The following is a 22256-nucleotide window of genomic DNA, read 5'->3' as shown; positions in this document are numbered from 1 at the left end:
GCGAGAGGGACAGGAGCGCGAATACCGCTATTCCTGGAAGCGGCAGAACTGGTTCGACAACCAGCGCGAGGAACACCTGGCGGTCCGCAACAAGGTCGGCCTGTTCGACATGACCTCGTTCGGCAAGATCCGTGTCGAAGGCCGCGATGCCTGCGCGTTCCTGCAAAGGCTCTGCGCCAACGACATGGACGTGGCGCCGGGCAAGATCGTCTACACTCAGATGCTCAACCAGCGCGGCGGCATCGAGAGCGATCTTACCGTGTCGCGGCTGTCGGACACGGCCTATTTCCTCGTCGTACCGGGCGCGACGTTGCAACGCGATCTCGCCTGGCTGCGGCGGCATGTCGGCGAGGAATTCGTTGTCATCACCGATGTGACGGCGGCAGAAAGCGTGCTCTGCCTGATGGGTCCGGATGCGCGAAAGCTGATCCAGAAAGTCAGCCCTAACGATTTCTCCAACGAGAACAATCCGTTCGGCACCTTCCAGGAGATCGAGATCGGCATGGGCCTCGCCCGCGCCCACCGCGTCACCTATGTCGGCGAACTCGGCTGGGAGCTTTATGTCTCTACCGACCAGGCTGCCCATGTTTTCGAGGCGATCGATGAGGCGGGGGCGGATGTCGGCCCGAAACTTTGCGGCCTGCATACGCTCGATTCCTGTCGCATCGAAAAGGCGTTTCGGCATTTCGGCCACGACATCACCGACGAGGACAATGTGCTGGAGGCCGGCCTCGGCTTTGCGGTCAAAACCGCCAAGGGCGAGTTCATCNGACATCACCGACGAGGACAATGTGCTGGAGGCCGGCCTCGGCTTTGCGGTCAAAACCGCCAAGGGCGAGTTCATCGGCCGCGATGCGGTGCTGAAGAAAAAAGAAGCCGGCCTGTCGCGCCGGCTGGTGCAGTTCCGGCTGAAGGACCCGCAGCCTCTGCTCTTCCACAACGAGGCGATCCTGCGCGACGGCAAGATCGTCGGCCCGATCACATCGGGGAATTACGGCCACCATCTCGGCGGCGCGATCGGACTGGGCTATGTGCCCTGCCAGGGCGAGAGCGAGGCGGATGTGCTGGCCTCGTCCTACGAGATCGAGATCGCCGGGGAGCGTTTTGCGGCGGAAGCAGCGCTGAAACCTATGTACGATCCGAAGGCGGAACGGGTGAAGATGTAGTGGGCTCTTTGAAATGGAGAGATATGGTGAGAGCAGGGTAATTCGATGACCTACCCTGAGATCGTCGCGAAAGCGCTTTTGCAGACGTTGTATCGAACGAAGTCCGATAGAAGACTCAACTGGAAGCAAGTCGCTGATCTTTCGGCCGTTGAGGCGTCAACGCTGATTCTGCTCGCGCAGGGACATACTCTGGATATGGAGACCACCGCTCGCCTGCTGGATTGGGCAGGTTTGAGCGGCGACACATCGATCACCGCTCTAGAGCGCCCCCGTATTTTCACAGAGCCATTCAGCCAAATCGCGACGCTTGTCTATCCGGACTGCCACCTTGCCGACGACAACCGCAGGACAATGGCCGGAACCATTACCGCGATTGGTGTACGCCGAATAAACGCAATCAGCTACCTCGGGCGAGGCAATAGCGTTCCGGACCGAACTGATTGAGATGCTTTCATAGACGAGAGATCCCACCCTTGCGGTTATTAGGCCGCCAGTCGTCGTGGACGAGGAGTTGCCAATGCCGGAATTCGTGCACCGCCATTGCGCGAGATCTCGCGACATATTGTCGATGGGGATCGCCCGAGACTTCGTGCAATAGCGCGGATCGCAAGACCCGCCGCGATGCCGCGAGAGTCTCTTCGCGCTCCGCCAGCCCGAGCGCCAAGGCCGCTCTACGCCTAGCTGAGGGAGCAATGCCGCCGCGTAAGGATACGATCCGCTGAACGCCGGTCTTGTTCCGGCGGTCAAGTGCCCGCGAGATCGACGAAATGCTCTGACCTCGCTTCCATCGCTCCCAAAGCTCGACCTTCTGCGCTGACGTAAACCAGATCCGTGACGTCACCATGCAACACCTCTTCATCCTCTCAGATTAAAGCGTGTTGCGACGACCGGTTGAACCCACCGCCTAATGCGGGCCATTCCCACTGGTGCTTGCGAATTCCTGTAAGCGGTCAAAGGACGCCTGCCCGAACGGTCGTGTTCGAGTAGTTGAACGCGTTTCAACGGTGTAGGAGCTGCGGGTACTACAAGTGGCTGGTAACATTGGCGGCTAGTTCAAGAAGCTTTGGCGTCAGGGCCGGTAGCGTGTCGGCCCTGGAGCTTGGCACCAGTATGGCGACGCCAGCGTTGCAGCGTCCATCCGGCTCGATCAACGGAGCCGCCACACCATGAACGCCCATCTGGAGTTCATCATGCGAGATCGCGTAGCCGTCGCGCCGAATCTGCTCGATACGTGCTTGGGCAGCGTTCGGATCTTCTGTTTTCTTGACCACGCGGGCAATCGTCTTCTGATCTTGGAAGGCGAGCATCGCCCAACCGCTGGCGCCAAGGTGGAGCGGGTGACGCGAGCCCGGAACGTGTTGGACGCGAACGAGATGCCTGTTGCCCAGCGCTTGCTCGGTCACCACTGCCTCGTCCTTGTTGAGGAAATGCAGCACCACCGTTTCGCCAACGGCATTTGCCAATGTGCCCATCAGGGGCCGGGCTATGGCTGAAATGTCGCGGTCGAGCTGGCGGACCAACTCGTTGACCGCGCTGCCCAGCATGTAGCCGTCATGGCCGCGGCGGACGTAAGCCCGCTGCTCGAGCGTGACGAGTAGCCGATAGGCCACGGTCCGGTTGATGTCGCAGCCACGCGCGACATCGGCCGCGCTGACGGGACCCTTCTTCGCGACGGCTTCGAGGACTGTGAGCATCTGGTCGCCGGTCAGCGATATCTCAGCCAAGGGGGGTACTCCAATCGTCCGGGGCAAATCATGTGTCGGTCACGTCCATCGTCGCGCCACGGCGCCGAGCCGCGATCGCTTTCAACAGACTCATGGATTATCGGACTACGATCGTCCGATAATCGAGACTAGTCTGAACCTCGAAAGCCTTCAATATGCCACTCGTCGCGCTCACCCGCGGCGGTGGCGCGCCGCCTCATGAAATGACCGACACCGTTTTCTCGACCATATTGGCGAGAACGCCGGACCTGCCGAGCTCCGACCCAAGCCCGCTGGTCTTGACGCCAAGCCAAGGCAGGGCCGGGTGCGGCGGACCCCAGGCGTTGACCCAGACCGAGCCCGTTTTGAGCTGCCGCGCAAACCGGTTGGCGGTAGCAAGGTCTCGCGTCCAGACGACCGAGGTCAGGCCGTAATCCGTCTGATTGGCGAGCTGCAGGGCCTCTTCATTGTCGCGGAAGCGGATGATGGTCCCAACCGGCCCGAATATCTCCTCGCGCGCGATGGTCAGGTCGTTGTCGCCGGCAAACAGAGTGGGCGCGTAGAACGAGCCGGGACGGTCAATGCGGCTGCCGCCGGTCAGCAGGCGGGCGCCTTCGGCCTTGCCCTTCCTCACATACCCATCGACCCGTTCGAGTTGCCTTTCGCTGACAAGTGATCCCATCTGCGTGTCCGGCGCGAAAGGATCGCCGACGACGACGCTCTGCGCCGCCGCGACCAGTCGCTCGGTCACTTCGTCGGCGATCGCCTCGTGGACAAGCACACGGCTCCCAGATGCGCAGGTCTGCCCCTGATTGGCGAACATCGAGATCGACGCGCCCGGGATGACGCGATCGAGGTCCGCGTCACGGCACACGATCTGGGGCGACTTGCCGCCGAGTTCGAGCGTGACTTTTTTCAGGGCTTCCGAGGCGATTGCGGCGATCCGCCGGCCGACGCCGGGGCTGCCTGTGAAGGAGATCTTGTCTATGCCGGGATGCCGCACCAGCGCGTCGCCGGCGACCGCACCGCTACCGGTCACCAGATTGACGACACCAGCCGGGAAGCCCGCCTCTTCGATCAATTCGACCAGCCGGATGGTGCTCAGCGAAGCATCCTCGGCCGGCTTGATGACCACGGTGTTGCCGGCGGCGAGCGCCGGCCCCAGCTTCCACGACGCGATCATCGTCGGCGCATTCCAGGGCGTGATCGCGCCGACCACGCCGATCGGCTGGCGCAGCGTGTAGGAGTGGCGCTGCCGGCCATCGAAGTCCGGCAGGTCGAAGGTGCTGCCGCCGATCTTGTCGGCCCAGCCGGCGAAATGACGGAAGGTGTCGGCGGCGAGTGGGATCTCGAACATGAACGGCTCGAAATAGGGACGCCCGATGTCGATGGCTTCGAGATAGGCGAGGTGTTCGCGGTTGGCCTCGACAAGGTCGGCCAGCCGCCACAGCAATCTGCCGCGATCGGCTCCCGACAGCCGAGACCATTCGCCGGTCTCGAACTGCGCGCGCGCAGCAGTCACGGCCTCGGATACGTCGCCCGCCGTGGCCATGCTCAGGGCTCCGAGCGGCTGGCCGGTGCCGGGATTGATGATGGGGTGAACCGCGCCATCCGCCGCCGCCCGCCACCGTCCACCGATATGGAGTTCGGTACGCGGCAACCGCCTCGCCGTTTCACTTAGTCCGCTCATGCGATTCCTCCCGGCAACGGCGACGTCAATAATTGGTCTCGTTGACCAGCACGCCGGTGGCGCCGACGATGACCTGGCTGATGAGACGTTTGTCAGCATCCCAGCCGACCAGCCGGCCGGCCGATTTCGGTGCCGCGTTGAGGTCGATCACCAGGGCGCCGTTGAAAGGCGTGGCGCGGTCGGACCAGGTGAACAGATAGAGTTTTTCGGCGATCTTGCGCACGGAAGTCGGTTCCACCGCGCCCATTCCGGCCTCCGGCCCGATGATGCCGTGCCAGACATAGAGTTCCGGTTCGATATAGATATGCTCGAAGAAATGGGTCGGGCCGTAGGTCCAGTGGATGCGCTTGCCGACCAACTCCTTGGTCGGCTCGAAGCGCTCGCCGATCTCGCCGCCGATGCCGGCCTCGATGATGACGCTGCGTTCGGCGACCGTCGAGGTGCCGGCCATCATCACTGAATGGACGATCACCGCGCGTTTGCCGGCAAGATCGAAAACCACCATGTCGTTGGAGTTGCTCTGCGGATGGTTGATCGTCGCAGCCAGCAACCCTTGCCGCACTTCGATCGCTTCGTAGCTCGCCTCGCCGACCGGATAGGCGACGTTGGCGGCCGGCTCTGACGTCCAGCGCACGGTCTTCTCGTCGAAGCTCATCGAGAGCGGCGGCCGGTCGGCGAAATGCAGAACCTGCGTCGTTCCGACGAGCGACTGCGTCGCGTCGAGCCGCAGTGCATCATGGCCCGGAAACAGTTTGTCCGGTGTGACGGTGTCGAGGCGTTTGTAGTTCTCGGCGATCTGGCTCATGGCTTTTGACCTTTCGAAGGTGCGTTGGGGTGGGTTTCAGGGCTCTCCAGGACCTCCTGCGCGATGCGGAAGGATTCCACGCCGGCAGGAACGCCGGCGTAGATCGCGAGCTGGAACAGGGCGTCGCGGATCTCATCTGGGGTGACGCCGTTACGCAGAGCGCCACGCAGGTGCAGCGCAAGCTCGGCGTTGCGGCCGAGCATGCCGAGCATAACGATGTTGAGCAGGCTGCGGTCGCGCCGGCTGAGCGCCTCTCGCCCCCAGGATGCGCCCCAGCAATATTCGGTGACCAGTTCCTGGAACTCGCGGCCGAATTCGCCCGCTTTGTCGAAGGCGCGCTGCACATAGTCCGCGCCGACAACTTCCTTGCGGATCTTCAGCCCCTTGTCGAACAGCGCCGATTTGCTCATGCCGGGGTCCTTTCGTCGACGACCGGGTTGCTGAGCGTGCCGAGGCCCTCGATCTCGACGGAGATGACATCTCCATGGGTGAGAAAACGCGGCGGCTTGCGGGTGAACCCCACGCCGGCCGGCGTTCCCATCGGGATGACGTCGCCGGGCTCCAGGTCGATGAATTCGGAAAGGTGCTCGATGATCGCAGGGATATCGAACAGCATTTCACTGGTATTGCCCGACTGCACCACCTCGCCGTTGAGCGTCGTGGTGATCTGCAGCGCATGCGGGTCGGTGATCTCGTCGCGCAAGGCGAGATAGGGACCAAACGGTCCGCTATTGGCGAAGTTCTTGCCCGCCGTGTATTGCGAGATGCGGAACTGGTAGTCGCGCACGGTCACATCGTTGAAGATCGAATAGCCGGCGACGTGGTCGAGCGCGTGCTGCCGTGAAATATAGCGGCCGCCCTTGCCGATGATGACGGCGAGCTCGCCCTCCCAATCGAGTTGATGGGAGACACGCGGCACCACCACCTTGCCGCCGGGGGCAACGAGCGTCTTGGCGAAACGGGCGAAGATGATCGGGATTTCGGAGATGGGGCGCCCGGCCTCCTCGGCATGCTTGCCGTAGTTGCGGCCGACGCAGATGATCTTTGGCGGGAAGGGGATCGGCGGCAGTAGGCTGACGGAAGCCGCCTGAACCAGGATCGCGTTTCGGCGCGTATCCGTTTCGGCCAATCCCGATACGGTCTCGACGAGACGGCCCAGGGCCGTCAACGCCGCGTCGCCGGCCTCCAGAAAGCCGATGCTGTCCAGCGCCCAGCGCTCACCCGAAGGCACGTCCTCGGGAAAGGCGCTATTTGCTTGGGCGAGATCGATGATCAGGTCGCCATGGACCGCGCCGAGGCGTGGCCGGTCGCCTGATGTGTATGTGACGAGCTTTGTCATTGCGCTCCCTGTGGTTTGTCCCAATGACGAAAATATTCCGAATATCGGACATACATGGTTCGATATTCGGTATAATAGGGAGCTTTGTGGAAGCGGTCAAGGTGCGGCAAGCTTGGCCGTGAACACGCCTCACCCCTGCCGACAGCAGGCCGACAGATCTCTGAGGCATTGTTTTCCTCAGCTTTCAGGGCTTTTCCGCCTCTCCGGCCGTTCGGCGAGCAAGCCCTCTTGACGTCAGGCTCAAGCTAATCTAGTTTTCGAATAACGAACATAAATCGTCCGATTATCGGAACACATATCAGGCAGGAGAGGAAGCACAATGACTTTGCGCGTTGGTCGGCTCGGACATGTGGGGATCGCTGTCCGGGATATGGAGCGGTCGGTGAACTTCTATACGGAGGTTCTGGGAATGCAGCTGACCGAGCAGTTCAACTACGGAATGGATGAGGTCGGGCACGGCGTGGCGGTGCTGTCGGGATCGTTCGTCAGAAACGACTCCACGCATCACTGCCTTTCGATCTTCACGCTGAGGAATGCAGTCGAGCCACCCGCCCAGCATGCTTTCGGCCTGCACCACATTGCCTTTGAAATGAATAGCTCGGACGATCTGCTGGCGCTGTACCGCCGTTTCGAGGAACGCGGGATCGCCATCGTCAATGCGCGCAAGGGTGGCCCCGGCAATCAGCCGCGCTTCTATGGACGCGATCCCGATGGCAACCTGCTAGAATTCTACTGGAGCATCGACCAGATCGGCTGGGACGGGATTCCTCGTCCGTATCCGCCTATCGAGGAGATCGAACTGGAGAGCTTCGATTTCGAGGCTTTCGAGCGCGATCGCGAGCGTATGGCCGCAGCCGCCAAGGCCGCAAATAAAGCCTGAAAAAAGGACAGCGCGAGCCGGCCGAGAGGCGGCGCCGTGCATTGAGAATGGGGAAGACCGATGGTCACCAGTGCCGTTTCATCCGCCGCCGCCCATTGGCCGCAGATCGGAGACATCCTGCAGAACCATTCCGGCGGCAGGCCGGACCCGACATCAGATCTCGCCGGCAAATCGTTTGCGATTTCCCTCAATGATGGCGGTAGGCTCGACCTTGCTTTCAGCACGGCGGAATTCCTGTCCTGGAGCGCCGCGGGCGCTGGCGGGCATGAGCGGCAGCCCTATCAGGCCTTCCGTGTCCGCGACGGCATGTATTTCGTCGACTTCATCGATGCCAACGACGAGATGAGATCGATCAGCCTCTGGCTGGACCTGGCGCGCAATGCCGCCCTCCTGATCGAAGGCTCGGTATCCGATCGCACGGCCGAAGACATGAATCTTCTCACCCGCGTCGAGAAGACCGGCGCGCAGAGCGTGCCGACGCTGACCTATCGTTCAGGCGGAATAGGGCGGTCCGTTCCGGATTTCCCGCGCACCGAGAAGCTGTTCGGAAAGTTCTTTCGGTACGAGTACAGTGATACGCACGTCTACGACCACTACTACGTGAACCCAAAATACTATTTCTGGTACTGCTGGCATGGTCCGGATGCCGGTATCGGCGAATTCGACGAGGCCGATTACTTCGAGCTGGCCGACGATGTCTATCTGATCTGCTGGCGCGAGAAATTCCTGCCCTGCCTTGCCGTCACTATCGAGGACCTCAGCACGATGCGGTCCATCGGCAAGGTCTTCGGCGCCGATTCTCATACATGGCGGACCGGGAACAGCACCGTGGGCGCGACGATGAGCATCATCGCGGCCATCCCGCCCGGTGCGGCGGGGTCTCCTGCCTAGCACGCCGGCCGTGAGGCGCGCTGCAGGAGAGGCGGAGCGAGCAACGAGAAACGGCAAGGCCGTTTTCGCGTTTGAACCTTGGAAAGAATCGCCGGAGATGACTCAGTCCGATACGACAACAACAGGGCCGTCGCCGCCGCCGATCGTGCGCTTCAGCGGCGTCTCGAAACACTACGGCGCATTCCGGGCTCTGCATGACATCGACCTGGAGATCCAGCGCGGCGAGTTTTTGACCCTGCTTGGACCATCGGGTTCGGGTAAAACGACCTCGCTGATGCTGTTGGCCGGCTTCGACACCCCGACATCAGGCACGATCGCGATGGACGGCACGCGCATCGAAGGCTTGCCGGCGCACAGGCGCGACATTGGCGTGGTGTTCCAGAACTACGCGCTGTTCCCGCATCTCACAGTGGCCGAGAACCTGGCGTTTCCGCTCTCCGTGCGCCGCGTGCCGAAGGCGGAAATCGGCGAGCGGGTCGAGAAGGCGCTGAGCCTTGTCCATCTCGACGGCATGGGCGGGCGCAAGCCGTCGCAATTATCGGGCGGACAGCAGCAGCGCGTGGCGCTCGCCCGCGCCATCATTTTCAAGCCCCGCCTCATCCTGCTGGACGAGCCGCTCGGCGCCCTGGACAAGAACCTTCGCGAGCATATGCAGGCGGAGCTGAAGCACCTGCACCGGCAACTCGGCATCACCATGGTGTTCGTCACCCACGATCAATCCGAGGCCCTCAACCTTTCGGACCGGGTCGCGGTCTTCAACAAGGGCCGGCTCGAACAGATCGACGCTCCGGAGGTGCTGTACGAACGGCCGTGCACGCCCTTCGTCGCTTCCTTCATTGGCGAGAACAACCTGCTCGACGGGCGGATCGAGGCGCTTGCCGCCGGCCAGGCCGCGATTCGGCTGGATCGAGGGACCGTCCTCACCATGAAAGTCGCGGGACAGCCGGCCATCGGCGATCGCGTCAAGGTCGGCATCCGGCCCGAGCATGTGAAGGTCGGCGGCGGCGAAGGCGCATTCGCCGCGACGGTTGCCGAGATCTCCTACCTCGGCGACGCACGCCGCGTCGCCGTCGAATGCGACGGCATAGGGCGCATGGCGCTGAAACTTCCAACAGGGGCCGAAGCCGGCCAAATCGGCATCGGCGACGAAATCCGGGTCGTCATACCGGAGACGCTTTGCAGGGCACTGCCCGTTACAGGCGGCGAATGACGCTCGCGATGCATTTGAAAACCACCAACCAAGAAAGGGGACTGATCATGAAAACAAGAACCAAAATCCTTCATGCGGCACTTCTGGCATCATTCATTGCGCTGCCCGGCATCGCCGTAGCACGCGATCTTACCGTCGTGTCGGCGGGCGGCATCTTCCAGGATGCGCAACGCGAGGTGTATTTCGATCCCTTCCGCAAGGAGACCAGCATTCCGCTCGCGGAAGACAGCTGGGATGGCGGCATCGGCGTTCTGCGCACCAAGGTCGGCGCCGGCGAAGCCAACAACTGGGACGTGGTTGAGGTGGAAGCCGAGGAGGAAGCACTCGGCTGTGAGGAAGGCCTCTTCGAGACCATCGATCCGGCCACGGTCGGCGGCGTCGATCGCTACATCGCCGGAAGCGTCACCGAATGCGGCGTTCCCGCCAACGTCTTCAGTATCGTGCTCGCCTATGATGGCGCGGTGTTCAAGGATGGCCCTAAAACATGGGCCGACGTGTGGGACACCAAGAAGTATCCAGGCAAGCGCGCCTTCCGCAACGGACCGAAGTTCACCCTCGAGGCCGCGCTGATGGCCGATGGCGTCGCACCGACCGATGTTTACAAGACGCTGCGCACCAAGGAAGGCGTGGACAAGGCTTTCAAGAAGCTCGACGAACTCAAGCCCAATATCGTCTGGTGGTCGTCGGGCAACCAGCCGATGCAGTTGCTGGGTTCGGGCGAGGTGGCGATGACCACCTCGTACAATGGCCGCATCCGGGGCGCCAACGCCGAGAACAAGCGCGACTTCAAGATCATGTGGAGCGGCAACGTCCTCAACATGGATTCCTGGGTCATCCTCAAGGGCTCGCCCAACAAGGACAATGCCGTCAAGCTGCTGGAGTATCTCGGCCGCACCGACCGCCAGGTCGAATGGCCAGCCAAGCTCGGCTACGGCGTCGGGTCCGTCGCGGCGCAGGCCGCCCTGCCGGCCGATGTGGCGACGACGCTGCCGACATCGCCGGAGCACATTGCCGCCGGCCTCACCGTCGACGCCAATTTCTGGGTGCAGAACATCGACGCCCTGAATGAACGGTTCACCGCCTGGGCGGCTAAGTAACGGCAAGCATGGCGGCGGACTCCCTGTCCGCCGCCGGCCCCGCGGAGGCAAAGATCATGGCCATCGAGAAAACAAGGCGGCGACGGGCGCTCGGTGCGAATGCCGTGGGCATTGCCATGGTTGCCCCGCTGGCGCTGTTTCTCCTTGCCGCGTTCTTCATCCCGCTCGCCGGTATGCTGTTTCTGTCGGTTGACGACCGCGAACTTGCCGCGGTGATGCCCAGAACGGTCGCGGTATTGGCAGATTGGGACGGCGCCGACCTTCCGCAGGCGGCCGTGTTCGAGGCGGCGGGCAGGGATCTGGTCGATGCGCGCACCGCAAAGGTCGCCGGAACCGCCGCTCGCCGGCTCGGCTACGAGTCAGGCGAGTGGCGAACGATCGTCCAATTGACCGCGCGTGCCCTGCCGCGCGACAGCGCTGCCGTTTCCGATTGGAAATCCGCATTGACTACAGCCGATGCCGCATGGGGCAAGCCAGATATCTGGCATGCGCTTGCGCGGGCCAAGGGGCCGCTCACCGGTCTCTACCTCAAATCTGCCCTGGGCCTGCAGGGCGGGCCGGACAGCGCGATCTATGTCAATGTGCTGGCGCGGACCTTCGGGATCGCCCTGTCGGCAACGGCGATCTGCATCGTCCTCGCGCTGCCTGCCGCCTACCTCCTGGCCAGTGTCGGTCAGGTGACGGCCAATTTCCTGATGCTGGCGCTGCTGTTGCCATTGTGGACGTCGGTTCTGGTGCGCTCGACGTCCTGGCTGGTCATCCTGCAGAAGAACGGCATCTTCAACCAAGTGCTGATGGGGCTCGGGATCATCGATGCCCCGCTCGAGCTCGTCTACAACCGCGTCGGCGTGCTGATCGCGCTGACTCATATCCTGCTGCCTTACGCGGTGCTGCCGCTCTACGCCTCGATGAAGGCGCTGCCGCGCTCGCAGATGCAGGCGGCGCGATCTCTAGGGGCCGGTCCGCTCAACTCGTTCTTCCGGATCTACCTGCCGCAGATCCTCCCGGGCATATCAGCCGGCGGGCTGCTCGTCTTCATCCTGGCGCTGGGATACTACGTCACGCCGCTGCTGCTTGGCGGCCAGGGCGACCAGATGCTGCCCTTCTACATCGCCTACAACACGCTGCAGGCGCTCAACTGGGGCCTGGCGGCCGCACTCGCCAGCATTCTGCTGTTCGCGACGGTGATCCTGTATTCGCTCTACGTGCGGCTTGTCGGCGTGCAGCGGGTGGGGGTCTGACATGCTCGACAGTACGCGCATCTGGCTGTGGGGTGCCCGGCTCGCCGGCGTGCTGGTGCTGGGATTCCTGCTTTTGCCGATTTTCGCCATCGTGCCGCTCTCTTTCAATGGCGGCTCGATCCTGGCCTATCCGCTCCAGGGCCTATCGCTGAAATGGTACGCAGCCGTCATCTCGACGCCACGCTGGGTCCATGCGGTGGGTAATTCCCTGATCGTGGCGGTGTCGACGGTCGCCATCGCAACGCCGCTCGGCACCCTTGCCGCGCTTGGTCTCGACCGGATCAACCTGCCTGGCAAATCCCTGCTGATGGCGCTGTTGATCTCGCCGATGATCGTGCCGGTCATCATCACCGCCGTGGGGGTCTATTTCTTCTTCGCGCCGCTCGGACTTGCCAACAGCCTGACCGGCCTGGTGCTGGCCCATTCCGTCATCGCTGTCCCGCTTGTGCTGGTCACCGTCAACGCTTCGGTGAGCCAGTTGGACAAAGGCTTGCTGCGGGCCGCGCAAAGCCTTGGGGCGCCGCCCATGACGACCTTCCGTCGGATCACCATTCCGCTCATCCTGCCCGGCATCGTCTCGGGTACCATCTTTGCCTTTGCCGCCTCCTTCGACGAGGTGGTGATTGCCCTCATGATCACCGGGCCTGGCCAGAAGACCCTGCCGCGAGAGCTGCTGAGCGGCACGCGCGAAAACCTCGATCCGACCGTGCTCGCGGTCGCCACCATACTGATCGCCATATCGGCGGGGCTGCTTCTGCTGCTGAACTTCGTTCAACACCGGTCGGCCAAGCATCGAACCTGAGTTAAACCTGGAAGGAAGATTGCATGAACATGAACCGAAGAACGGCCCTGGGCCTGGCGGCGAGCGCCAGTCTGCTGGCCACCGCCGGCAACGCACTTGCCGCCGGCGTCTCTCCCGAGAGCCGCAGCCTGGATCAGCTCTACAAGGCAGCGCTTGCCGAGGGCGGACGCGTCATCGTCTATGCCGGAGGCGACACGCCCGGCCAGCAGGACGGCACCAAAAAGGCGTTTGAGCAGAAGTTCCCGGGTGTGACGCTCGACGTCATCGTGGACTATTCCAAGTTTCACGAAGCCCGCATCGACAACCAGATCGCCACCAAGACACTGATCCCCGACGTCGTTCAGATCCAGACGCTGCAGAACTTTCCGCGCTGGAAGAAAGAAGGCGTGCTCCAGCCCTACAAGCCGATCGGCTGGGACAAGGTCTACCGTGCCTTCAAGGACGCCGACGGCGCCTATACCGGCGTCTTCGTCGACGCGTTCTCCAACCTCGTCAACTCGAAGCTGCTCCCAGACGAGGTGACATGGCCGCGGGAGGCGAAGGACTATCTGCGTCCCGAATTCAAGGGCAAGATCGTGCTGACGTATCCGACCGACGACGACGCGGTGCTGTTCTGGTTCAAGCAGGTCGTCGACAAATACGGTTGGGACTACGTGGCGCAATTCGCCAAGCAGGAGCCGATCTATGTTCGCGGCACGCAGGCGCCGACCGACATGGTGGAAAGCGGCCAGGCCATGATAACCTTTTCGACCGATGGCGGACTTGTGCCGTTCCCGGGCACGGTCTCCCGCTTCGTGTTGCCGAAGGAGGATCCGTTCGTCGCCTGGCCGCAGCAGGCCGCCATTCTAAAGGGGGCGAAACACCCCGAGGCCGCCAAGCTCTATCTGAGCTGGTTGCTCGACAAGGAGACGCAGATGAACGTCTGGTACATGTGGTCGGTGCGCACCGACGTCGCGCCGCCAGACGGCTACAAACCGATCTGGGAGTACAAGAACGGCGATCCGACCGCCTTCGGAAAGTTCCTTGCCGATCGCTCGGCAGTCGAAAGCTTCCGCTCGCAGATAGGCCTCTATCTCAGCGAGACGAGAGGCGAGCCTTCGCCGGGTCACCTTGGCCTACATCTCGACAAGGCGCTGCCGCACTAGAGGCCGTCAGGGTATCGGGTGGACGGGCCGGTGGCGGACCTCCGCCCCGGCCCCACGTTTGCAACAGGTGAGCCATGAATATCGTCGTCATCTGCGGGAGCCTGCGTAAGGCCTCGTTCAATATAATGCTTGCGCGGAACCTCGCTGCACTGGCGCCAAGCGACATGCGGCTCACGCTGCTCGATGGCCTGGAACGCTTTCCGCCCTACTGCGCCGATATCGCGGAAACCCCCGAGATCGTCACGAGATGGGCTGACGCCATCGCTGCTGCTGATGGGGTCATCGTGGTGTCGCCCGAGTACAACCACTCCGTCCCAGGCACACTCAAGAATGCGCTCGACTGGCTTTCCCGAGATACCAACAACCCTTTCGCCAGGAAGCCCGTTGCCCTCCAATCGGCTTCAACGGGGATGCTCGGCGGCGCACGCATGCAGTATCACCTCCGTCAGATCATGGTCTTCTTCGATGCGCGCTTGATGAACAAACCTGAATGTTTCGTCAGCCACGCCGCCTCCAGGTTCGCCGCCGACGGAACCCTTCGCGACGAAAACACCTCTGGTGCGATAGCCGGGCACTTGGCCGCTTTTCGGCTGTTCGTGCGGGACCATCGACCTGAAAGACCGTGGGGCTCCAATGACGTTCAACAGGCGGGCGCCGGCTAACCGGACGTCTGCAAGGCTGGCGCACTGACTCATCGAAGCGTCTCCCGCAGATACACTGCATACGATGTTGCGAACAGGAGTACACGGTTCATGCAACTCAAGGACAAGTCGCTATTCAGGCAAGCAGCCCTGATCGGAGGATCGTGGGTTGAAGCCGATGCCGCAAATGCCATTGAAGTCAATGACCCTGCTTCAGGCGAGGTGATTGGCATCGTTCCCAAGCTTGGGGCCGCGGAGACGAAAGCCGCCATTGTGGTGGCCGAGAGGGCTCAGAAGGAATGGGCGGTGCGCACCGCGAAGGAGCGAGCCGGTGTCCTGCGTCGTTGGTTCGAACTGATGATGGAGAACCAGGATGATCTTGGACGTATCCTCACACATGAGCAAGGCAAGCCGCTGGATGAGGCGAAGGGGGAAATCGCGTACGGCGCCAGTTTTGTGGAATGGTTCGCAGAAGAAGCACGCAGGATCTACGGCGATATTGTTCCCGGGCATCAGCGAGACAAGCGTATCCTGGTGATGAAGCAGCCGATCGGCGTGGTGGCGGCGATCACACCTTGGAATTTTCCCAACGCCATGGTCACACGAAAAGCCGGCCCTGCGCTGGCCGCCGGCTGCGCCATGGTGCTTAAACCTGCTTCGCAAACCCCGTTCTCCGCAATTGCTCTTGGCGTCCTTGCGGAGCGGGCCGGCCTTCCAGCCGGGCTGCTTAGCGTCATTACCGGTTCGGCTCGCGAAATTGGCAGGGAGATGACCAACAACCCTATGGTGCGGAAACTCACCTTCACCGGTTCTACCGAGATCGGCGCTGAGCTGTATCGCCAATGTGCTCCGACCATCAAGAAACTCGGGCTGGAACTCGGCGGGAATGCCCCATTCATCGTCTTTGACGACGCCGATCTCGATGCGGCGGTGGAAGGAGCGCTGATAGCGAAATTCCGCAACAACGGTCAGACCTGCATCTGCGCCAATCGCTTCTACGTGCAGGATGCTGTCTATGATGCTTTCGCCAACAAACTTGCCGCCGCTGTCGGCAAACTGAAGATCGGGAACGGGTTCGAGGAAGGGGTTGCGCTCGGGCCGCTTATTGATGCACCCGCACTCGCCGCGGTCGAAGCACATGTCGCGGATGCCGTCGCAAAAGGAGCACGCATCGTCATGGGCGGGCGGCGCCATGCGCTGGGTGGCACGTTCTATCAGCCTACCGTCCTTGCGGACGTGACGCCGCGAATGTTGGTGGCCAAGGAGGAAACCTTCGGTCCGCTCGCCCCGCTTTTCCGGTTCACGGACGAGCCGGACGTAATCTCGCAAGCCAATGACACCGAATTTGGCCTCGCATCTTACTTCTATGCCAAAGATTTGTCGCGAGTGTTTCGTGTTGCTGAGGCACTTGAATACGGGATGGTCGGCGTTAACACCGGGCTGATCTCCACAGCCGAGGCACCTTTCGGCGGTATCAAGGCCTCGGGCCTCGGCAAGGAAGGTTCGCGTTACGGCATCGAGGAGTTCACCGAGATCAAATACGTCTGTCTCGGCGGCATCACCTAAGAAGGCGTGGCGAGTTCCGCGCGATTTGTTGCTGCAGCGGCTTCCGACCCCCTGAGGCAACAGCAAACGTTGGCCGCTATTCGTTTTGCGACCTCCGAAGCGGACAGTCCGCTTGCGGCCCCAAGGCTGCCGGACCGCAATGCGCCTCATCTCGGCCTAACAGGCAAAGTTCGTCATTGCCCTAAAGCGGACACCATCAAGCTGAGGGTCGTGATTGCGACTCTCCCCGATCCGGGAAACATTCCTTTATCCGACCTCCGTGGAAGGCACGAGACGCGACCATGAGTGGGAACGGCTCAGCCCATACCAAGATGCAATAATTTAGGTTACCTTTCTGGGACTGAGCTGTCGCGACCTATGGTCGGGTCGCATCACGTGGGAGACCTTCCTCCAATCTCAAAGGCGCATGCATGCGTCGATCGCTATTTCAGAAGTATTTCTTAGTCTTGTTCGCGGCGGCCATTTTTCCGATGGCCGCCGGTGGCATCAGCAACACTTGGTTCAGCTATGTCGACGAGCATGCGATCCTCAGTGCCCTGCTGCAGTCCGAGGCTACATCGGCGGCCGACGAAATTGAGAGCTTTCTTGGCAGCATGCAGCTTGCGCTCGGCTCGACGATCCCCCCGGAAGGGTCGAATATGGCCAGCGTGCAACAGCTCCGGCTTCTTGCTGTACGTGCGATGCACCAGGCCCCGGGAATCCTCAGCATCAGTATTGTCGACGGTACTGGCGCGGAGCGACTGCACATCTCCCGCACTGGCAAAAACAGGACAGAAAGCGGGGCGGATCGCTCAGGCGATCCCGCTGTCGTGGGCGTCAGGACGGCGAAGGTCTGGTACGGCCCAGTCATTTATCACCCGGGTTCCGAACCCTCCATAACCATGGCGATGGCCAGTTACGACAATTTAGTCGTTGCCAACTCGGTCATCGCCGAAATCAGTCTGAAGCCTATCTGGCTCATCGTTTCCGAAATCCGCGTGGGCCGCAGCGGCCAGGGATTTGTCATCGACCAGTTCGGCCGCCTCATCGCTCACCCCGCGATCAGCAAAGTGATGCAGGGCGCCGACGAGAAAGCAGCGTTGGCCCTGCGCGAATTGCAGGATGCTATCGCTGCCGCAGGCGGCACTGCGATTGCAAGCCGCAACGCCGAGAATGAACGCGTTGTGACCGCTGGCGCGCCGGTTACCGCGGCCGGCTGGACGGTAATTGTCGAGCAGTCGCAGGCAGAGGCTTTTGCACCTCTATACGCTTCATTGTGGCGGACCGGCGGGTTGTTGTTCCTCGCCACAGTCCTTGCGGCGGTGCTCGCATATTGGCTTGCCAGACGGATGAGCGGCCCTATCCTCCTGTTGGAGGAGGGCGCTCTCAAGATCGGTGCTGGACAGTTCGATCACCGGATCAACATCTCCACTGGAGACGAACTTGAGCGGTTGGCTGCTCGGTTCAACCAAATGGCGCAGGAACTTGCCACATCGCGCGACCGCGCGGAGCGACTGATGCGGTTGAAGCGCTTCCTTGCACCACAAGTTGCGGAACTCGTAGAAAAGGCCGGTGACGAGCGAATGCTCGCTGGACAGCGCGCAGAAGTAGTCGCTGTTTTTAGCGACTTGCGTGGCTTTACTGCATTTTCAGCGCACGCTGAGCCTGAGAACCTCATGCAGGTCCTGCGTGAGTACTATGAGGCGCTCGGCGCGATCATCACCAAGTATGAAGCAACGCTGACCAGTTTTTCGGCGGATGGATTGATGATTCTCATCAACGCCCCGGTTCCATGTAAAGAGCCGGCGCTTCAAGCCGTAAAAATGGCTATCGACATGCAGGATTCCACACAAGAGCTCATATCTGGGTGGCGGCAGCGTGGTTATGAGATTGGCTTCGGCATGGGGCTCGCTATGGGGTGGGCAACGGTGGGTCGAATTGGCTATGAGGCCCGCGCTGACTACACCGCACTTGGCAATGTCGTGAACTTGGCATCGAGGCTGTGTTCGTCCGCTGAAGATCGACAAATCCTTATCGATTATTCCGTGGCGCGCCATTTGCCTGGCAACACGCCGATCGTTGACCTCGGTACTCGCCAGTTCAAAGGCCTCGAAGGGCACGTTCGCGTCTACAATGTTGAGACGCAAAGGATTGAGCGGCCGAATTTAGATTCGGCTGAGAATGACGCCAGGGAAAAGGGCTAGCTGCTCTGCATCGACCTCCGCAATTGTTCTTCCCTGCACCACAAGCGGACCTACTGCTTCCGGCCCCAAGGCTGCCGGTCAGCAATGCGCCTCATGTCGGTCATTGAGCAAGCCATAGTTGCATCCGAAAGCGGACACTTCCGCCAACGGCCACCTTTGCGCTTACCGGCTATCCCAACGGAGCAACAGGCGGTTACGTTCGACGCCGCTCGGCGCCTCGGTAATCGACGCTCTTCAAAATTCAGCCTGGACCGGTGCCGTACTGACGAAGCCAGTAGCACTAACGCCTTCCCGCCCTGGGCCGCGTTCGCTATGTCTGGCCGCGCCGTCCGCCTTGGATCCACCTGATGTGCCCAGGACAGCTTGTATGACCACAAGCTAATATGCTACCTTGCACAATGCGCGGATTGCTGGCACTTGGAATGCTGGTTTTGGCGGCTACAACAGCAGCCGCAGGTGAGCAGTTGTTCGACTCCATCGCCGCCGGCGACAAGGGTGCCGTGGAGCAAGCCCTGGCAGGCGGTGCCGACGTCGACAGCCGGGCGCGCGACCAGGCAACGCTGCTCATCGCTGCAGCGCTCGATAACCAGCCGGAAATCGCCGACTTCTTGCTGGCCAAGGGTGCCGACATCATGGCGCGTAACTCGGGCGGCTTTACCCCGCTTCATGCGGCGGCCTTCTCGGGCAGCCTGCCGATCGCCAAGCTGCTGCTGGAAAAAGGCGCGGTGCTCGACGATGCCGCCAACAAGGCGGGTGCTACGCCGTTGCTGGTGGCCGGCGAGGAAAACCACATTGAACTGGCCGAGTTCCTCATTGCGAAAGGTGCCAATGTGAACCATGCCGAGGGGCATGGCTACATGCCGATAACGCGCGCATTCTGGAAGGGCAACACGGATATCATACGACTTTTCAAACGCCATGGTGCTACCTGCCAAGCCAAAATTCTTGGCGAGGCGAACGCGGCGAAGTGCGCCGAGATCCACGATTAACGGAGGATACAGATGAGCACGATGATCAAGCTACGACTGGTTCGGAGTTTGGGGACGGCTGCCCTGGTCGCGGTAGCTGTGGTCGCCGGCGCGGGATCGGCATGTGCCGACGATTCGGTAAACACCGGCTATTTTGGTGGTGTGGCGATCATGGGCTACGACACGGTCGCTTACTTCACTGACGGCAAGGCCGTGAAGGGCTCCGAAGAGTTCACTTATGAATGGCTGGGGACACCTTGGCATTTCGCCAGCAAGAAACACCAGGAAATGTTCATGAGCGAACCGGTCAAGTACGCTCCTCAATATGGCGGGTACTGCGCCGGCGAAGTCGTGGGCGGGGGGGTCACGGTCAATGTCGATCCTGAGGCATTCAAGATTATCGACGGCAAGCTCTACCTGATCTACGACGTCGACAATGCGGATGATTTCGCCGCGCATGCAGCTGAAAATATCCCGAAAGCCGATGCCAACTGGCCGAAGGTCGCGGCCAATTTGGAACTCGATCACTATCATTGAGACGCGCGTGTGCGTCTACCGAACCACGGTGAAGTGAAACACCTTGCTTGTATTGGCATAGGAGTAGCTTTTGCCGGCTGCGTCGTTGCGTCTGTAGACGGGACCACAGTCGGGGCGACCGAACAGGTTCTCGCTCTGCTCGCACAACAGATCGCCATCGACGTAGACGGTCTCGGTGACTAGCCGCGTCGTAGAGCGGAAGGCCGCCTTGCCGTCGCTTCCGATCTGAAGGAAGGCTGGTTGGAGACCGGGTTCGATCTGGCCTTGCAGTGTATGGCCAATGACGAGGGACGCGATCTCGGCACCCTGTAACTGGTCCTGTTCGGCCGGGGTAAAGCCGAAGCGCCATTGGGGGAGGCCCGCCTGGCGCAGTGCGGCGACGAGTATCGCCAGATCCTGCGGATTCCGAAAATGTGCATGAGTCATCTCCCACCCAGCCAAAGAGTCCACGTAGCTGGACCCTGCTACGAGGCGGAGCCCCTCGGCGATTGCGGCTTTCGCATTCGGTAGGCGGCCGCCGCGGACATACGCCGCAGCGAGCGTAAACCGAAAGTTGCCAACCGTGGACGCATCGTCGCGTGTGTGCTCGAGAGTCTCGATCGCTTTCTCGACATTGCCCTGGAGCAGAAAAACCAGCCCAGCAGTTTCCCGGTTGATCGCTGAGAGGTCGGGGTCGAGCCTGAGCGCCGTCTCGACCGCAGTGGCTGCCTCGGCATGATTGCCGGCGTATAACTGAACATATCCAAGGGCTGCTTGCGCCTCTGCATCGCCCGGACCGATTGAAACAGCCTTCTTGGCAGAGGCAATCGCATCTTCGTAGCGGCGATTCACGACCTGCATGATCCCAAGAATTGCATAGGGCGACGAAAGGTCAGGGTCGAGTTCCAAAGCTCGGCTCGCCTTCTCATATGCTCTCTTTCGTGCTGGCGCGCTCTGGATGACGTCGTTGAAGGCCTCCCGCCAGATATAGATTGTGGTGCGCGCGTCGGCCGCGAAGGCTTCGGCAAAGGCGGGGTCAAGCTCCTCCGCCTTGTCGTAGAGCGTGAGCGCCTCCCGCAGGCCGGCCTGCAGGACGCTGCGTGACGCCGTCTCGGCTTGTAGATAGTAATCATAGGCCTCGAGATTGCTCGTCGGCGGCCGCGCCATGCGCTCGCTTTCCGCTGCCGAAGGTTGCATGCCAAGCGCCTTGGCGATCTCGCCGCTCATCTCGTGCTGGACGGCAAACACGCCGGCCATGCCACGGTCGAACCGGTTGGCCCACAGATTGTCGCCCGTTGNTCATCTCGTGCTGGACGGCAAACACGCCGGCCATGCCACGGTCGAACCGGTTGGCCCACAGATTGTCGCCCGTTGTCGTATCGATGAGCTGGGCATTGAGGCGGATCTGCTCGCCGGTGCGGCGGACACTCCCCTCGACAACGAAGCGGACGCCAAGGTCGCGCGCGACGTCCGCCAGCGCTGCAGGCTTGTTCTTGTAGGCGAACACCGAGTTGCGCGCGATGACGTCCAGACCGGACAGCTTGGTGAGGTCGGTGATCAGATCCTCGGTGATGCCGTCAGCGAAATAGTCCTGGCCTGGATCGCCGCCGAGGTTTGCAAACGGCAGCACGGCAACCGATGGCCGCGATGGCACTGAGAACTTCTGCCATGCGAAAATGCCGGCAATCGCGGCGATCGCCAAGGCGGCGGCGCCTGCCAGGATGATGACGCGCGAGCTCGGCCGGTGTGGCGCGGCCGTGACCTTTCCCGATGCTGCGGGATCCAGCAGCAATCGATAGGCGCGAACCGGATCGGCGATGTTCTTGAGGCGCTGCTCGCCAAGACTGGCAAAGCCGACATCAACCTTGTGAACGGCATGATCAAATGCGGTTCCGGAGATACATACACCCCCCGGCTCGGCCATAGCCTCGAGGCGCGCGGCGATGTTGACGCCATCGCCGTAGATGTCATTTTCCTCTACGATGACATCACCGAGATTGACGCCGATGCGAAACCGGATGTGGCGGGGGTCGGAGGTGCCCGGGTCTCGGACAGCCATCCGGCGCTGAATCGCGGCAGCGCATTGGACGGCATCAACGACGCTGGCGAATTCGACCAGCGCCCCGTCTCCCATGAGCTTGATAATCCGACCGTGGAATTCCTTGATCGCGGGGTCGACCAGTTCTCGACGGCAACCCTTCAGTCGTTCGAGCGTGCCGACCTCATCCTCGCCCATGAGCGTGCTGTAGCCGACCACGTCGGCAGCAAGGATCGCGGTAAGCCTTCGCTCCATGTGCGGTTTGTCCTGCCTCCCCTAGCTCAAAGCTTCGCTGAGCCTTTCGACTGGCGTTTCGAATGCGAGCATGCTTGGCCTACTGGACAGCGATAATGCAACCACGTCGTTTTGAAGACA

Annotated in this window: 20 protein-coding genes and 2 pseudogenes; 14 read left to right on the top strand and 8 right to left on the bottom strand. The window is 61.6% G+C overall.

Annotation, left to right across the window (positions count from 1 at the left end):
• Window positions 1-1166 (top strand): annotated as a pseudogene (locus tag X756_RS01000000166280) (aminomethyltransferase family protein); the annotation flags it as partial.
• Window positions 1167-1211: 45 nt separating this feature from the next.
• Entirely contained in the window at window positions 1212-1610 is a 399-nt protein-coding gene (locus X756_RS1000000166865; RefSeq protein WP_023731776.1) for a hypothetical protein, read from the top strand.
• 98 nt (window positions 1611-1708) lie between these two features.
• Here X756_RS1000000166865 and X756_RS1000000169165 read toward each other — a convergent pair.
• From X756_RS1000000169165 to X756_RS137220, 6 genes and pseudogenes are all read right to left on the bottom strand, one after another.
• A pseudogene (locus X756_RS1000000169165) lies at window positions 1709-1789 on the bottom strand (helix-turn-helix domain-containing protein); the annotation flags it as partial.
• A 399-nt stretch (window positions 1790-2188) separates the two neighbouring features.
• The gene (locus X756_RS137200; RefSeq protein ID WP_023731775.1) at window positions 2189-2890 is read right to left on the bottom strand and encodes an IclR family transcriptional regulator; all 702 of its coding nucleotides are present in this window, start codon (window positions 2888-2890) and stop codon (window positions 2189-2191) included.
• 196 nt (window positions 2891-3086) lie between these two features.
• Window positions 3087-4559 (bottom strand): aldehyde dehydrogenase family protein, encoded by a 1473-nt coding sequence (locus tag X756_RS137205; protein ID WP_031239695.1) that lies wholly within the window; start codon window positions 4557-4559, stop codon window positions 3087-3089.
• A 25-nt stretch (window positions 4560-4584) separates the two neighbouring features.
• Window positions 4585-5364 (bottom strand): MoaF C-terminal domain-containing protein, encoded by a 780-nt coding sequence (locus X756_RS137210; RefSeq protein ID WP_023731773.1) that lies wholly within the window; start codon window positions 5362-5364, stop codon window positions 4585-4587.
• Window positions 5361-5774 carry a carboxymuconolactone decarboxylase family protein gene (locus X756_RS137215; protein ID WP_023731772.1) on the bottom strand — a complete coding sequence of 138 codons (414 nt, stop codon included), beginning with the start codon at window positions 5772-5774 and terminating at the stop codon, window positions 5361-5363. Before X756_RS137215 ends, X756_RS137210 begins: the two co-directional genes overlap by 4 nt.
• Window positions 5771-6703, bottom strand: a complete 933-nt coding sequence (locus tag X756_RS137220; RefSeq protein ID WP_023731771.1) for a fumarylacetoacetate hydrolase family protein — start codon at window positions 6701-6703, stop codon at window positions 5771-5773. The genes X756_RS137215 and X756_RS137220 overlap by 4 nt, the downstream gene beginning before the upstream one ends.
• A gap of 319 nt (window positions 6704-7022) precedes the next feature.
• Here X756_RS137220 and X756_RS137225 point away from each other — a divergent pair, with 319 nt between their 5' ends.
• From X756_RS137225 to X756_RS137280, 12 genes are all read left to right on the top strand, one after another.
• Complete coding sequence (locus X756_RS137225) at window positions 7023-7583, top strand: VOC family protein (RefSeq protein ID WP_031239693.1); 561 nt, start codon at window positions 7023-7025, stop codon at window positions 7581-7583.
• Window positions 7584-7643: 60 nt separating this feature from the next.
• Complete coding sequence (locus tag X756_RS137230; protein ID WP_023731769.1) at window positions 7644-8474, top strand: MoaF C-terminal domain-containing protein; 831 nt, start codon at window positions 7644-7646, stop codon at window positions 8472-8474.
• 97 nt (window positions 8475-8571) lie between these two features.
• The gene (locus X756_RS137235; protein ID WP_023731768.1) at window positions 8572-9684 is read left to right on the top strand and encodes an ABC transporter ATP-binding protein; all 1113 of its coding nucleotides are present in this window, start codon (window positions 8572-8574) and stop codon (window positions 9682-9684) included.
• 47 nt (window positions 9685-9731) lie between these two features.
• Window positions 9732-10781: an ABC transporter substrate-binding protein gene (locus tag X756_RS137240; protein ID WP_031239689.1), complete on the top strand. Its 1050-nt coding sequence runs from the start codon at window positions 9732-9734 to the stop codon at window positions 10779-10781.
• A 56-nt stretch (window positions 10782-10837) separates the two neighbouring features.
• On the top strand, window positions 10838-12022 hold the full coding sequence (locus X756_RS137245) for an ABC transporter permease (protein WP_156941443.1): 1185 nt from the start codon (window positions 10838-10840) through the stop codon (window positions 12020-12022).
• Window position 12023: 1 nt separating this feature from the next.
• On the top strand, window positions 12024-12824 hold the full coding sequence (locus tag X756_RS137250) for an ABC transporter permease (RefSeq protein ID WP_023731765.1): 801 nt from the start codon (window positions 12024-12026) through the stop codon (window positions 12822-12824).
• 23 nt (window positions 12825-12847) lie between these two features.
• A complete protein-coding gene (locus X756_RS137255; RefSeq protein ID WP_023731764.1) occupies window positions 12848-13969 on the top strand; it encodes an ABC transporter substrate-binding protein in 1122 nt (373 codons plus the stop codon).
• A gap of 74 nt (window positions 13970-14043) precedes the next feature.
• On the top strand, window positions 14044-14631 hold the full coding sequence (locus X756_RS137260) for an NADPH-dependent FMN reductase (RefSeq protein WP_023731763.1): 588 nt from the start codon (window positions 14044-14046) through the stop codon (window positions 14629-14631).
• A 90-nt stretch (window positions 14632-14721) separates the two neighbouring features.
• Window positions 14722-16176: an NADP-dependent succinate-semialdehyde dehydrogenase gene (gabD, locus tag X756_RS137265; RefSeq protein ID WP_023731762.1), complete on the top strand. Its 1455-nt coding sequence runs from the start codon at window positions 14722-14724 to the stop codon at window positions 16174-16176.
• A gap of 410 nt (window positions 16177-16586) precedes the next feature.
• The gene (locus X756_RS137270) at window positions 16587-18359 is read left to right on the top strand and encodes an adenylate/guanylate cyclase domain-containing protein (protein ID WP_023731761.1); all 1773 of its coding nucleotides are present in this window, start codon (window positions 16587-16589) and stop codon (window positions 18357-18359) included.
• A 398-nt stretch (window positions 18360-18757) separates the two neighbouring features.
• Window positions 18758-19348: an ankyrin repeat domain-containing protein gene (locus X756_RS137275; RefSeq protein WP_023695862.1), complete on the top strand. Its 591-nt coding sequence runs from the start codon at window positions 18758-18760 to the stop codon at window positions 19346-19348.
• Window positions 19349-19360: 12 nt separating this feature from the next.
• On the top strand, window positions 19361-19864 hold the full coding sequence (locus X756_RS137280; RefSeq protein ID WP_023716196.1) for a YHS domain-containing (seleno)protein: 504 nt from the start codon (window positions 19361-19363) through the stop codon (window positions 19862-19864).
• A 15-nt stretch (window positions 19865-19879) separates the two neighbouring features.
• Here X756_RS137280 and X756_RS1000000170220 read toward each other — a convergent pair whose 3' ends face one another.
• Window positions 19880-21091 (bottom strand): tetratricopeptide repeat protein, encoded by a 1212-nt coding sequence (locus tag X756_RS1000000170220; RefSeq protein ID WP_245264598.1) that lies wholly within the window; start codon window positions 21089-21091, stop codon window positions 19880-19882.
• A complete protein-coding gene (locus tag X756_RS1000000170215) occupies window positions 20973-22136 on the bottom strand; it encodes an adenylate/guanylate cyclase domain-containing protein (protein WP_023731759.1) in 1164 nt (387 codons plus the stop codon). Before X756_RS1000000170215 ends, X756_RS1000000170220 begins: the two co-directional genes overlap by 119 nt.
• Between the last annotated feature and the right edge of the window lie 120 nt (window positions 22137-22256).

Origin of the sequence: Mesorhizobium sp. LNJC405B00 (genome assembly GCF_000502615.1) — a bacterium.
GTDB lineage: Bacteria > Pseudomonadota > Alphaproteobacteria > Rhizobiales > Rhizobiaceae > Mesorhizobium.
This window is presented reverse-complemented; position numbering and strand designations above follow the sequence as displayed.

Excerpts from the sequence above, each read along its gene's own strand:
- X756_RS1000000166865 (WP_023731776.1), top strand. The coding sequence starts at position 1,212 with ATGACCTACCCTGAGATCGTCGCGAAAGCGCTTTTGCAGACGTTGTAT.
- X756_RS137205 (WP_031239695.1), bottom strand. The coding sequence starts at position 4,559 with ATGAGCGGACTAAGTGAAACGGCGAGGCGGTTGCCGCGTACCGAACTC.
- X756_RS137210 (WP_023731773.1), bottom strand. The coding sequence starts at position 5,364 with ATGAGCCAGATCGCCGAGAACTACAAACGCCTCGACACCGTCACACCG.
- X756_RS137215 (WP_023731772.1), bottom strand. The coding sequence starts at position 5,774 with ATGAGCAAATCGGCGCTGTTCGACAAGGGGCTGAAGATCCGCAAGGAA.
- X756_RS137220 (WP_023731771.1), bottom strand. The coding sequence starts at position 6,703 with ATGACAAAGCTCGTCACATACACATCAGGCGACCGGCCACGCCTCGGC.
- X756_RS137225 (WP_031239693.1), top strand. The coding sequence starts at position 7,023 with ATGACTTTGCGCGTTGGTCGGCTCGGACATGTGGGGATCGCTGTCCGG.
- X756_RS137230 (WP_023731769.1), top strand. The coding sequence starts at position 7,644 with ATGGTCACCAGTGCCGTTTCATCCGCCGCCGCCCATTGGCCGCAGATC.
- X756_RS137235 (WP_023731768.1), top strand. The coding sequence starts at position 8,572 with ATGACTCAGTCCGATACGACAACAACAGGGCCGTCGCCGCCGCCGATC.
- X756_RS137240 (WP_031239689.1), top strand. The coding sequence starts at position 9,732 with ATGAAAACAAGAACCAAAATCCTTCATGCGGCACTTCTGGCATCATTC.
- X756_RS137245 (WP_156941443.1), top strand. The coding sequence starts at position 10,838 with ATGGCCATCGAGAAAACAAGGCGGCGACGGGCGCTCGGTGCGAATGCC.
- X756_RS137250 (WP_023731765.1), top strand. The coding sequence starts at position 12,024 with ATGCTCGACAGTACGCGCATCTGGCTGTGGGGTGCCCGGCTCGCCGGC.
- X756_RS137255 (WP_023731764.1), top strand. The coding sequence starts at position 12,848 with ATGAACATGAACCGAAGAACGGCCCTGGGCCTGGCGGCGAGCGCCAGT.
- X756_RS137260 (WP_023731763.1), top strand. The coding sequence starts at position 14,044 with ATGAATATCGTCGTCATCTGCGGGAGCCTGCGTAAGGCCTCGTTCAAT.
- gabD (WP_023731762.1), top strand. The coding sequence starts at position 14,722 with ATGCAACTCAAGGACAAGTCGCTATTCAGGCAAGCAGCCCTGATCGGA.
- X756_RS137270 (WP_023731761.1), top strand. The coding sequence starts at position 16,587 with ATGCGTCGATCGCTATTTCAGAAGTATTTCTTAGTCTTGTTCGCGGCG.
- X756_RS137275 (WP_023695862.1), top strand. The coding sequence starts at position 18,758 with ATGCGCGGATTGCTGGCACTTGGAATGCTGGTTTTGGCGGCTACAACA.
- X756_RS137280 (WP_023716196.1), top strand. The coding sequence starts at position 19,361 with ATGAGCACGATGATCAAGCTACGACTGGTTCGGAGTTTGGGGACGGCT.